At 34.3% G+C, this 12,463-nt stretch carries 12 protein-coding genes; 6 read left to right on the plus strand and 6 right to left on the minus strand.

What is annotated here, in order from left to right:
* The first annotated feature begins 73 nt into the window (after positions 1-73).
* The 3 genes from BC781_RS13310 (at position 74) to BC781_RS13320 (ending at position 3,034) form a co-directional block, all read left to right on the plus strand.
* Entirely contained in the window at positions 74-1,621 is a 1,548-nt protein-coding gene (locus tag BC781_RS13310; protein WP_109618507.1) for a SulP family inorganic anion transporter, read from the plus strand.
* A 301-nt stretch (positions 1,622-1,922) separates the two neighbouring features.
* A complete protein-coding gene (locus tag BC781_RS13315; protein WP_109618509.1) occupies positions 1,923-2,513 on the plus strand; it encodes an NAD(P)H-dependent oxidoreductase in 591 nt (196 codons plus the stop codon).
* A 2-nt stretch (positions 2,514-2,515) separates the two neighbouring features.
* On the plus strand, positions 2,516-3,034 hold the full coding sequence (locus BC781_RS13320) for a peroxiredoxin-like family protein (protein WP_109618511.1): 519 nt from the start codon (positions 2,516-2,518) through the stop codon (positions 3,032-3,034).
* Positions 3,035-3,081: 47 nt separating this feature from the next.
* Here the strand turns inward: BC781_RS13320 and BC781_RS13325 are convergent, their stop codons facing one another.
* Positions 3,082-3,888 (minus strand): hypothetical protein, encoded by an 807-nt coding sequence (locus BC781_RS13325; protein WP_109618513.1) that lies wholly within the window; start codon positions 3,886-3,888, stop codon positions 3,082-3,084.
* Between the two features lie 125 nt (positions 3,889-4,013).
* On the opposite strand from BC781_RS13325, the gene BC781_RS13330 reads away from it, so the two are divergent.
* The gene (locus BC781_RS13330; protein WP_109618515.1) at positions 4,014-5,030 is read left to right on the plus strand and encodes an acyl-CoA reductase; all 1,017 of its coding nucleotides are present in this window, start codon (positions 4,014-4,016) and stop codon (positions 5,028-5,030) included.
* A 50-nt stretch (positions 5,031-5,080) separates the two neighbouring features.
* On the opposite strand, the gene BC781_RS13335 is transcribed toward BC781_RS13330, so the two are convergent.
* The 3 genes from BC781_RS13335 to hisE all read right to left on the minus strand — a co-directional run bounded on the left by BC781_RS13335 (position 5,081) and on the right by hisE (position 8,921).
* On the minus strand, positions 5,081-6,361 hold the full coding sequence (locus tag BC781_RS13335) for an N-acetylmuramoyl-L-alanine amidase family protein (RefSeq protein WP_109618517.1): 1,281 nt from the start codon (positions 6,359-6,361) through the stop codon (positions 5,081-5,083).
* 167 nt (positions 6,362-6,528) lie between these two features.
* Positions 6,529-8,256, minus strand: a complete 1,728-nt coding sequence (locus BC781_RS13340; RefSeq protein WP_109618519.1) for a phospho-sugar mutase — start codon at positions 8,254-8,256, stop codon at positions 6,529-6,531.
* Between the two features lie 122 nt (positions 8,257-8,378).
* Positions 8,379-8,921 carry a phosphoribosyl-ATP diphosphatase gene (gene hisE / locus BC781_RS13345; RefSeq protein WP_109618521.1) on the minus strand — a complete coding sequence of 181 codons (543 nt, stop codon included), beginning with the start codon at positions 8,919-8,921 and terminating at the stop codon, positions 8,379-8,381.
* 186 nt (positions 8,922-9,107) lie between these two features.
* On the opposite strand from hisE, the gene BC781_RS13350 reads away from it, so the two are divergent.
* Positions 9,108-9,452, plus strand: coding sequence for a hypothetical protein (locus BC781_RS13350; protein ID WP_109618523.1), 345 nt, complete (start codon positions 9,108-9,110; stop codon positions 9,450-9,452).
* A gap of 41 nt (positions 9,453-9,493) precedes the next feature.
* On the opposite strand, the gene BC781_RS13355 is transcribed toward BC781_RS13350, so the two are convergent.
* Positions 9,494-10,213, minus strand: coding sequence for a hypothetical protein (locus tag BC781_RS13355; protein WP_109618526.1), 720 nt, complete (start codon positions 10,211-10,213; stop codon positions 9,494-9,496).
* A gap of 117 nt (positions 10,214-10,330) precedes the next feature.
* Entirely contained in the window at positions 10,331-10,951 is a 621-nt protein-coding gene (locus BC781_RS13360; RefSeq protein WP_109618528.1) for a hypothetical protein, read from the minus strand.
* A 280-nt stretch (positions 10,952-11,231) separates the two neighbouring features.
* On the opposite strand from BC781_RS13360, the gene BC781_RS13365 reads away from it, so the two are divergent.
* Positions 11,232-12,419: a trans-sulfuration enzyme family protein gene (locus tag BC781_RS13365; protein ID WP_109618530.1), complete on the plus strand. Its 1,188-nt coding sequence runs from the start codon at positions 11,232-11,234 to the stop codon at positions 12,417-12,419.
* Positions 12,420-12,463 lie beyond the last annotated feature (44 nt).

Consider the following 12,463-nt stretch of genomic DNA (forward strand, 5'->3'; position numbering starts at 1 on the left):
TCGAATCGGATGTATAGGTTTTAAGTTATACCTATATAGACTCCGTGTGTTTTGTGCTTTATTACTTAAGATTATGGAGAACAAAAAATCAACAGGAAAAGATATAGTCGCTGGATTCGTCGTTTTTTTAGTTGCCTTACCATTGTGTTTAGGGATTGCATTAGCCTCTGGAGCCCCTTTGTTTTCGGGCTTGATAGCCGGAATAGTAGGAGGAATCGTTGTTACTTCAATTAGTCATTCTGCCATTGGAGTGAGTGGGCCTGCTGCAGGACTTGCTGTTATTGTCGCTACTGCAATTGCTGATTTAGGTTTTGAACCCTTTTTGTTGGCTGTAGTTTTGGCTGGCTTGATACAGATTGTTGCAGGTTTTGGTAAAATAGGTATTCTTGGTCAGTATTTCCCTTCATCTGTTATCAAAGGGATGTTAGCAGGTATTGGCGTTTCAATTTTTCTAAAGCAAATTCCTCATGCTTTGGGTTTTGATCGAGCTTATGAAGGGGAAATTGAATTCTTCCAACAAGATGGAATGAATACTTTTTCAGAAATCGTTCATGCTTTTATGTTTCCAAGTATAGGAGCCGTCATGATAACCATTGTCTCGTTGGCGATTCTCATTTTTTGGAATAGTGAAAGAGGAAAAAAGATATCATTTATAAATGCTTTTCCAGGGCCTTTACTCGTAGTTTTATTAGGTGTAGGAATGAATCAATTGTACAGTGTTTTTATACCAGAATGGACATTGAACAATACTGATGGAGGTAATACTCATTTAGTAAATTTACCCGTTCTCAGTACTTTCGAGGACTTCAAGTCTGTGCTTACATTTCCTGATTTTTCTATGATAGGGGAGAAGGGAGTCTGGATCACAGCACTTACATTAGCAGTAGTGGCTAGCTTGGAAACACTTCTTAGTGTGGAAGCTTCAGACAAATTAGACCCCTTAAAAAGAATTACACCAACTAATAGGGAATTGATTGGTCAAGGTGTAGGTAACACCATTTCAGGTTTAATTGGTGGTATTCCTGTAACTCAAGTAATCGTAAGAACAACTACCAATGTTGTCTCTGGAGGAAGAGGAAGAGCGTCAGCGTTCTCTCATGGTATTTTTCTTTTGGTTTGTGTCATTCTAATTCCTGCCACTTTAAATCTAATTCCTTTAGCTTCTTTGGCAGCTATCCTTTTGATGATTGGGTATAAACTGGCTAGTCCAAAATTATTTGTAGAGCAGTATGAAAATGGGAGAGTTCAATTTATACCATTTATCGTAACTATTCTGGGGCTTGTGTTCACAGATATGCTTACTGGAATTGGTATTGGAATGGTAGTCGCATTTTTCCATATTTTATTGAATAATTATCGTACACCATTCAATATTGAGAAGGAGACGATAGGAACAAAAGAAACGATGTATATCACTCTGGCTGAAGAAGTCTCATTTTTGAATAAGGCTAGTATTTCTGGTTTACTAAATAAAATTCCTGATAATACGAAGGTGGTTATTGATGGTTCCAGATCAGTTGTTATTGATCATGATGTAATTGGTTTGATAAAAGATTTTTCTAATAGTGCGCCAATGAAAAATATTGATTTGGAGATCAAAGGAATCCTTAAACTAGCCTAAAGTCATTTTTTGATAGGCTTTTAAATATTGATATGCTAGAAAGTGTAAATCTTAAACTGTTCTATAGAAAAGTACTCAACCTCTAATTATTTGTTAAAGACTTCCCTCTAGGTTAAAACTTAGAGAGAAGTCTTTTTTCTATAGCCAAATTTCTTTTCGAGCTAGGGCATTGTCCTGATTTTTGGATTTAAAACTCGCTCTCTTGTACTTTTTAAAAGGAAATTATTCCTCTTCGAAAGAGGTTTTCTCATTAAATTATAAATGCTAATCAAAGAGGTCTCGAAATCTAATATTCTACTTTATGAAAAATGTATTTATCATAAATGGTCATCAGAAATATCCATTTTCAGAAGGGAAATTGAATGCGAGTTTTGCGGAGAAAGCAGAGCTTTTTTTTAATCGTAATGGATATAATGTAAAGAAAACTACGATGGAGGATGAGTATGATGTAAATGAGGAGATTGAGAAGTTTAAGTGGGCTGATTTAGTTTTTTTTCAGACACCTATTAACTGGATGGGAGTCAGTTGGTCTTTTAAAAAGTATATAGACCATGTTTTTTCTACAGGAATGATGGGCGAGATGTCAGATGGAGATGGAAGAACAAGAGAAGAACCTAAGAAAAATTATGGATTAGGGGGGAAGTTACAAGGAAAGTACATGATGTCGGTAACTGCAAATGCTCCGAAAGAAGCTTTCAATGACCCCAATGAGACTTTTTTTGGTGGAATAAGTGAAGATGATTTGTTAAGACCAATGCATTTGAATTTTCGATGGTTTGGTTATGAGCCATTACCTACTTTTATGGCTTATGATGTTATGAAAAACCCAGAGATTGAAAGTGATTTTAAACGTTTTGATGATCACCTCAATACTCTTTTCTTACAGAAATAAATATGACTAGACCTACACCAAAACAAAAAGCTCCGAGTTTGAAATTTTCATTGCTAGATGGCAGTGAGTGGAGCTTGAGCGAACATAAGGCTGATCCATTTACACTAATTATCTTTTATAGAGGATTGCATTGTCCGTTGTGTAAAAAGTATTTAGAACAGCTGAAAGAATTACTACCCGATTTCAAAAAGCAAGGAGTTGAAGTAGTGGCTGTAAGTATGGACTCCGAAAAAAGAGCAAGACTTTCGAGACAGAAATGGGAAATATCTGAGTTGACACTCGGTTATGGACTTTCAGAAGAGACTGCGAGAAGTTGGGGGTTATATATGAGTAAAGGCGTAAAAGAAGGAGAACCAGATGTTTTTAGTGAACCGGGTTTGTTCTTGATCGATAAAGACGAACTAGTTTATTATGCGTCTATGAATAGTAATCCTTGGGGAAGACCTTACCTTCCTTCTTTTGTGAAAGCAGTTGATTACATCATATCTTCGGGCTATCCTGCTAGGGGTGAAATGCTATAAGATATAGTCAAGAAATGGCATTCTAAAGGAGTGATTTCCCTTCTCTTTTAGAATGTCATGATATATTTCAAGTTACCACTGTTGAATACTTTTTTAAAGCCTTGTGATAATAATTTATCTTGACTTTCCGCATTATTCAAACGATGAGGATAATGCCTTTCCCCAGAGTTAGGATTAATCCAAAATTCCATAGGAGGAGTTGTTTCCAATAACTTGAATCCCATTTTTTCATAAACAGAGCCATCAGACCAATCTCTGTCTACATAACTCATAATATCTTCTGGCTGAATCTCACGAATGAAGTGCTTGAGTAGTTTACTCATTCCTCCTGTTACGGTATAACCCAGTTTATTACAATGACGAATGAGTTCATAGGAAAGTACTTCTTTTCCGTTTCTATGAATTGGTCTCGGTTTGCTAAAAGACATTACAGCGTAAAGAGTGTCTTCAATGAAAAGGCCATATTTATGTTTAGCATTTGTAGGAATCTGAAGATGATTCTCTTCTAAGAAAATATGAAGTTCAGGTTGATTAATTTTTCTGATTTTACCTTTTCGAGCAAAAACAGTTTTTGTTTGACCTAGTAAGGATAGTATTCTTGACTGCAGAATGATTCGCTTTTTTAGCCATTCATCTTCGGACAGGTGAATGTGCTTGTATCCTAAGTCTTGAGCATGAGAAATGGATTGTAGCTTTTGGTTGCTATCAAGAGGGGCTGCCATTGAATTAATTCTGAAAATCAACATTTTTTCAGGAATAGATATACTTTCAATCTTATCTTCCGAATAAGCTACTGCTATTTTAAACTGGCTATTTTCTTGTAAAAATTCTAGAACCTCCCTACCAAAATCCATCTTAGTACTTAATATTTTAACTACAAATTTAAATGATTCTTTGATATAAAGCGCCTTAAAGCAAAGGAGGTTTGTAGGGTTTTCTTAATTTTGCATGGAATTGGAATTATGACTAGAGATAGATTATGACTTTATCTGAGAGAATAGATGCCTTTTCTTTATTAGGAGAGAGGCTTAAAAATATGCCAGAAGATGAACTTTTGAGCTTAGTTTCAGCTGCAAGAGCACATAATACATGGTTTGATGAACCTAATGTCAGACATGCATTTAAAGGCATCATAAAAATGTTGGAAAAAGATGCTTTGATTGAATGGACATCAAAGTATGATTTTTTGAAACCAATTAATAAACACAAAGTAGGATTAGTCTTAGCTGGGAATATCCCGATGGTAGGCTTTCATGATGTGCTTTGTGTACTTATTAGCGGCCAAGATTTATTGGTGAAACTTAGTTCGCAAGATGAAGTTTTAATGAAGTTTATCTTTGCTAGGCTAGGCGAGATTGAGCCTAGATTCTTGGATCAGTTTGAGATCGTAGACATGTTGAAAGGCATGGAAGCAGTGATCGCAACTGGAAGTGATAACTCAGCTAGATATTTTGAGAAGTATTTCAGTAAATTTAAAAATATCATTCGTCAAAATAGAACTTCAGTTGCTGTTTTGAATGGTGAGGAAACTAAAGAAGATTTACTAGAGCTATCTAAAGATATCTTGACGTACTATGGTTTAGGGTGTCGAAATGTGGCGAAAATCTATGCACCAGAAAACTATGACTTCTTCAATTTGATGGAGGCTTTAGAAGTTCAAGGTAAAGAGGCTGTTAATAATCAAAAGTATGTAAATAACTACGATTACAACAAGTCTATTTATTTAGTTGATAAAATTGACCACCTAGATAATGGTGCCGTTATCACAACTAAAAGCGAAAACTTGGTTTCTCCGATTTCAGTATTCTATCATGAAAATTACTCAGATGAAGCTGATTTGAAATCAAAAATTTCTGCTCATCAAGATAAAATTCAATGTATTGTTTCTAAAGGAGCATGGTATGCGGGTAGCTTTGATTTAGGAGAAGCCCAATTGCCAGAATTATGGGATTATGCAGATGGAGTTGATACGATGAAGTTCTTATTAGAATTATAAGAAGAGATATGATTTCATCCAAAAATAAAGGACTGTAGAAATACAGTCCTTTATTTTTCTTCAATGTATTTTAAAATTCCAAAGAAATAAGAATTGGCAACTTCCACTATTCGGTTAGGAATAATACCTTTACTTAAGTCAATTTTACTAAGGGCTTCCAGTTCTTTTTCATTGTCTTGAAGAAGTGGTTCGCCATAACATAAAGGAGCATTTAATAGCCTACATAGTCTGAGGTTTCTAGCATAAACCCCTGGTGAGAGTCTTATCGCAACACTTTTAAGATAATTAGGCTCAGTTGTATCATCTACTGCTGGTACTTGGATATGTTCCTCTAAATTCTCCATGATATGCTTCGAAAGCTTCGCAGATTCTTGTGTGTGATCACTGACCAAGTTTCTAAGAAAATCATATCTGTCACGGGGGGTTTCTAACTCTTTTTTTAGATATGAACCTGGGACGAAGACCATTCCAAAATTACGTTGAGAAGGTTTAGACCATCCTTGATTTTTTTCATCAGCATTGTAATGGATAACAACTACAACATCGGGATTGAAATAATTGATATTATTCGCTCTAGCCTCTAAATCTCCCCTTAAAAAGTACTCTCTATAAATTTGACTAGGGTATGAAATTTTAATCTTCTTATCAATCTGAGGTGAGCTTAATCCATCGGCTTGCATTTTTTTCCTCAAATGAGATTTTTTCCAATCTTCATATGTGAAACCTTCGGCAGAAGTATTTGGAATTTCTCTTGTTAAATAAACTTCAGCTCCATACTTAGATAAACTGTCTTTTAGAACTTTTGCAGTGGCCAGATTCAACTCAGCTTCCCAAAATTGATATTCTTTTCCCCCGTGTTTCATATTGATGTATCTACCTTCAACTTGAGCAGTTTTAAAATCTCCAGCAATATGCCCAGGGTCAATTGCGACTTTTATCCCTGCTAGAGGATTATTGGACGGTTGATGGTAATACCTATAGTTCTGTTTTAGAATCTCAATGGTACTAGCCACATCATCTGAAAAGCGATTAGTCCCATGGTTTTCATAAAACTCTATTTGATAAGCTCTATCTGTATACTTTAAGAGTGCTTTAAATTGTTCTAAGTCTTCCCAAAACACAGTGAATTCAGCCTTGTTCAGCTGTTTCATTTCAGGAGAAGCATACATATGTATTCCATCAGTATTTATTGAAAAATACTGACGTAATTCATTTGATTTTACAAGGTATGTTTGCGCTCTTTCTTGATAATGTTGAATAAGATTAGAAACGCTCTGGGCTTTTAGAATAAATGGTAAAAGAAGGAAATAAATAAATAGGCTCTTCTTCATTCGGATAATTCAGTTTACGAATACCGACAAATATACAAATAATTACTTGTATCACAGTTAAGTGCAATTTCAAAGAATAGAGGAAGTAACTAAATCTGTATATAAAAGAAAAACTCTCCTCTAGAATTAGAAGAGAGTTTAGTATATCTATGAAAGATAATCTTGAATTAAGCTAAATCTAGGCTTGTAATAATACCGTCAATTTTTGCTTCCAATTCAGTATTAACTTTATCGAAATCAGCTTTATTTGTAAGCGCTGTATTTACGCTGAAGTAGAACTTGATCTTAGGCTCAGTACCAGAAGGGCGAGCTGAGATTTTAGAACCATCTTCAGTGAAGAACTGCAATACATTTGATGAAGGAAGTTCGATTGGCTCCAGTTCTTGAGTTTCAAGATTTTTACTTGTTTGAGCTTGATAATCTTTCACACAAACAACTTTAGAACCATTGATTGTTGCAGGAGGATTTTCTCGAAATGATTTCATCATTGCTTTGATGTCCTCAGCGCCTTCTTTTCCTTTCTTCGTAATAGAGATTAAACGCTCTTTGAAGAATCCGTATTCAGTATAGATATCAATTAGCTGATCATAAAGAGACTTGCCTTGATCTTTGGCGTCTGCTGCCATTTCACAAATCATAGCCAATGAAGCAATTGCATCTTTATCACGAACTTGGTCACCGATAAGATATCCGTAAGATTCTTCACCACCAACTACGAAGTTCTTCTTTCCTTCTTGCTCTAGAATAACTTCAGCAATATATTTAAAGCCAGTCAATACATTGAAGCATTCCATTCCTTGCTTTTCAGCAAAACGATCGATGAGGTCCGAAGTAACAATTGTTTTACAAACAAAATCATTGTCCTTCATCAAACCATTATCTTTTCTAGCTTTAATTACATAGTTGAAAAGAAGGGATGCCGTTTGGTTACCATTTAAAAGTACCCATTCTCCGTGGTTGTCTTTTACTGCAATACCTACACGGTCAGCGTCAGGGTCAGTTCCTAAAAGAATATCTGCATCAAGTTCTTTTGCTTTAGCAAGACCAATGCTTAGTGCTTCAGCTTCTTCAGGGTTAGGATATACAACTGTTGGGAAGTTTCCATTAGGTTCTGCTTGCTCCTCAACGACTGTTACATTTTCAAACCCATACTTCTCAAGAATTTTAGGTCCTAGTACGATACCAGTACCATGAATTGGAGTAAAGACAATCTTTAGATCTTTTTGTCTCTTAATCATTTCTGGATTAACAGAAAGACTCTTCAACATCTCTAAATATGGCTCATCTACTTCAGAGGTGATTTTCTCAATATTAGATGCTCCTCCTTCAAATTTCACTTCAGAGAAGTTTGTGATTTTATTTACTTCAGTGATTACATTCTTATCGTGAGGAGGTACTAATTGACCACCATCAGCCCAATAAGCTTTATAACCATTGTATTCTTTAGGATTATGTGATGCGGTTAGAACAACACCTCCATGACAACCTAACTGACGGATAGCAAAAGACAACTCAGGTGTTGGTCTTAGACCGTCAAAAAGAAATACTTTGATGCCGTTTGCAGCAAAAACATTAGCGGTAGTTTCAGCAAATAGAGTACTATTATTTCGGCTATCATGTGCAATAGCTACTTTAATCTCTCCTTGTACATTTGCTTTCAAATAATTGGCAAAACCTTGGGTAGCTTTTCCAACCGTGTACTTGTTCATACGGTTTGAACCAACTCCCATAATTCCTCTAAGTCCACCAGTACCGAACTCTAGTTCTTTGTAAAAACTGTCTACTAGTTCTTTTTCATCTTCAGATTGAAGGCGGATAATTTCGTCTTTTGTGGCTTGGTCAATGACTGGGTCTTCTAACCATTGTCCTGTAATGGATTGAACTTCAGGATTCATAGTCTAAAATTGTATAAAAAATGATGATTTACTTCTATTTTAAAAACTTGGTGACACTCAAATCTAAATGTGTGTCAAACGAATCTAGCTTTTAAGGGAGTTAAATCCGATGATTTAGCTCATTATTTATGACGAGCTTCAAGAACTTCTATTACTTCATGCAATTTGTAATCTTTTGCTTCAAGTAATACTAAGTAATGATATAGGAGGTCTGCAGCTTCTCCCATGAAAAGGTCTTTGTTGTCATCTTTCGCTTCAATGACGATTTCAACAGCTTCTTCACCAACTTTTTGAGCAACTTTATTTATGCCTTTTGCAAATAAACTGCTGGTGTAAGAACTACTAGGGTCTGCTTTTTTACGATCAGCAATAATTTCTGATAAGTAATCAATAAAGCCTGCCTTCTCATTTACTTCTTTTTCAAATGTAGATTCTGATGTAGAGTCTACTTCTAAAAGAATGCTGTCTTGACTGTTATGATGATGGATTTTAATTAGCTTTCCTTTTTCATTCGCTGATACTGGAATATCTTGACCGAGTGTTAATTCTTCCAGTGAATCTATTGCAATGTATATAATTCCTAAAAGTTGTTTGGTTTTGTAGTTCTGTAAGATGGCTCCACGGAAACCTTCTTGAGCAGAAAAAGCAAAGTTTTTCTCCATCATTATTTTGTTTTCATTGTTTTTAAGAGGACAAATATAAATAGAGTGTAGCTTTATTTAAAGAAACCAGGATTAAATCAATTAAAACCTAATGATAAAGATTTAAATCGCTTGAATTACTAAACACATTCTGTTTTCATTTTCTACAAAATATGCATATTTGCACTTAAGAATTATGATTTTGAAAAAATGGAACATAAGTTAGAAGCGATCTCAAAAATATTGGCTGTAAGTCCAAAAGATAATAAGGAATTTATCAGAGTTGAAGACGATAAAAATGTGCTCTATTTTTTTGCAGATGGCTTGAGTCAAGAAGAGCTTCAAAGCTTTTATGAGAGTAAAGAAGATTCTGAAGTTATTTTTATCTTCTCAGAAGATAGTGAGCAAGAGCTAATGGATTTTGCGAAAAATGAATTCAATTGTTATGCTTATTTGAGCATTTTTGATTTGAAGGGAGAGTGGAAGCCTTTCTTAGGAATTCATTATAAAGATGGTTCATTTTACGACTTTCGAACAAAAACAAAATATAAATAAAAAATGCCTCACATTTAAAATCAATGTGAGGCATTTTCTGTTTAAAGCTCTTTGTAAAAAATAGCAAGGTCATCTATAAATAAACCGTGTTTCCCATAAGCAGAAGATTCAATTCCTATCCAAAGCCAAAACTCTCCATTTTCATCTGTTTCTATTTCTAATGTTTCATAAATTTCAGAAGTATGAAGATTTGAAATTTCAATATTTGTAGGGTTAAATACTATTTCGTCAAGTAGTATTACTTTATCATTATCTAGGTCAGTAGCTCTTTCAAAATTTGGTTTTAGAATACCATTGTCATCAGATATAGTAGGTTGAGATGTTGAAATACCCAATTTTACATTAGCATTTAAGTCACTCAAAAGGACATCATTTAATACTATTGGTGAAAATTGAGTTCTTAAGTCTACTTTATATGAAGTACTAGGCTTTAATCCTGTCATTTTGTTAATGATAAAAGGAAATACTTCAGTTGAATCTTGATTGTTTATACTAAAAACTAACCCAGTAGTCTGAGTAGGTGCATTTTCATCTTCAGAAAAAACTACCCAATCTTCTTGAATAAACATACTTGGTTCGTATTCATTATATAAGCTTGTGTCTGAAGGGAGGTTTGCAGGAGTAAATTGCCATCCATCAATGTCATCAAATATGAAATAGTTATATTTTGAATAATCTAATAATGAAGAATCATCCTCTTTTAGACAGGAATTTAAAGTTAGGGCTAGAATAAAAAATAAAACTGATTGATAAGTTCTCATAATGAAATTGTAGTTCAGCTTGAAATCAAAACCAACTACAATATTATGAATATTTCTAAGAATTATTGAACTATCGTAAATCTAGTCTCTTTTTAACGGATAATTTCTTCATGATATTTATTCAGCTAGCTCATAAAAAATACTTAGCTGATTAATGAAAAATCCTTGATGCCCTTTTATATCAGATTGATAACCTATCCAAAGCCAAAACTCTCCATTTTCATCACTTCTGATTGTCAAAATATCATCAGATTTAATTTTATGAAGTGTAGGTGTTGAATAAGGGAGCTTATCTATATTATAAAAACCTAGTGAAGTAGACGAACCTACGTTATTGGTCGCACTCAATTCAAAGTTCTGTTTGAAGGTTTTAGATTCTTCAATCAAATTAGGTTCATATAGTAAATACCCTAGGTTGACTTCTACATTAAAATCATTTTGTGAATGTATCAGGGTATCTAAAGTTTGGGTAGCAAAAGATACTTCAATATCTATGATGTAAGGTGTTTCAGGTGTAAGTTCTGATATTTTAGTTTTCATAAATTGAAAGATCCCTTTTTCTTCAATGTTATTGAGAGAAAAAGCATACCCGCTTTCTGTTTGAATCTCATCTTCAAACTCTAACTGAATATCTTTTTGATGTTCGAAACGAGAGATATAAAGTTCATTAATTGAGTCAACTGAAGAAATATTTGATGTGATTAGTCTCCAATCGGAGCTATTTTCATTTAACTCCATATAATTATAGTGTACATAGTTTGTGTTCCTAATCAGACTCTCCTGATCACAGGAAAGACAGAAAAGTATACTTAGAACGGTCAAGTAATAAGTGAAATTGGGTTTCATGTAGGTTAGTTGATAAGGATACTGTTGAGAGGCTAAGTTTTCCTCCCAAAAAATATAATAATCAATAACTTTTTATTATGTGCTTTATTTGACAAATTTGCTATTTATAAACTGCAAATATTCTTTGTAGAAGACTATTGTTTCCGTGAGATTATACTAAAATAGTGGAGAAATGGAATTGAAAAATTTTGAAAGCATTGCTGTTCGCACGCAATCTGAGCGTTCTCAATTCAATGAGCACTCTGCACCAATTTATGCTACTTCTAGCTTTACATTTGACAGTGCCGAACATGCTTCCGCCTTATTCAATGATGAGGTTGATGGGAATATTTATACTCGTTATTCAAATCCAAATAATAATGAGTTTGTTGAAAAATTATGCCTTTTAGAAGGTGCAGAAACTGGTATTGCAACAGCTTCTGGAATGGCTGCAATGTTTATGAGTATGGCTGCATTTGTGAAGTCTGGTGATCATATTGTTGCTTGTCGCTCTGTATTTGGTTCAACACATCAAATTTTAACACAACTATTTCCTCGTTGGGGGGTGAGCCATACTTATGTCGATGTAGATAAGCCAGAAGATTTCGAAAAAGCTATTCAGCCAAATACTAAAATGATTTTTGTTGAATCGCCTTCTAATCCAGCTCTTGATCTAATAGATATAAAGTACTTGGCTGATTTGGCCAATAAACATGACATTCTGTTGAATGTAGATAATTGTTTTGCAACTCCATATATTCAGAATCCTATAAAATTAGGAGCGCATATCGTTACACATTCTGCTACTAAGTTTATGGATGGGCAGGGAAGAGTACTTGGAGGAGCAATTTTGACAAGCAAAGAGCTTTTTAAAGATATTTTGTTCTTGGCAAGACATACAGGTCCTTCTTTATCTCCTTTCCATGGTTGGATTTTATCAAAAAGTCTAGAGACTCTTTCTGTCAGAATGGAAAGACATTGTCAGAATGCTCTTGAACTTGCAAAATTCTTAGAAACAAGAGATGAAGTTGAGTTTGTGAAATATCCATTTTTACCTTCACACCCTCAATATGAATTGGCGAAAGAACAGATGAGATTGGGTGGTGCAATTGTTACTTTTGAAGTAAAAGGAGGAATTGATGCAGGAAGAACTTTCTTGAACTCTTTGAAGATGTGTACACTTACTTCAAACCTTGGAGATACACGTACAATTGCTACACATTCAGCTTCTACAACTCATTCAAAACTTTCCGAAGCAGAGCGTTTGAAGGTTGGAATTAGTGCTGGCCTTGTTAGAATTTCATGTGGATTAGAGCATATTGATGATATCAAGAAAGATATTGAGCAAGCACTTGTAGCTTCACAGAAAGAACTGGTTTAAGGAGATTGAAATTTATTCAAAATAAAAAGAGCCAATATCATTTT

Origin of the sequence: Sediminitomix flava (assembly GCF_003149185.1) — a bacterium.
In the GTDB taxonomy this organism is placed as follows: domain Bacteria; phylum Bacteroidota; class Bacteroidia; order Cytophagales; family Flammeovirgaceae; genus Sediminitomix; species Sediminitomix flava.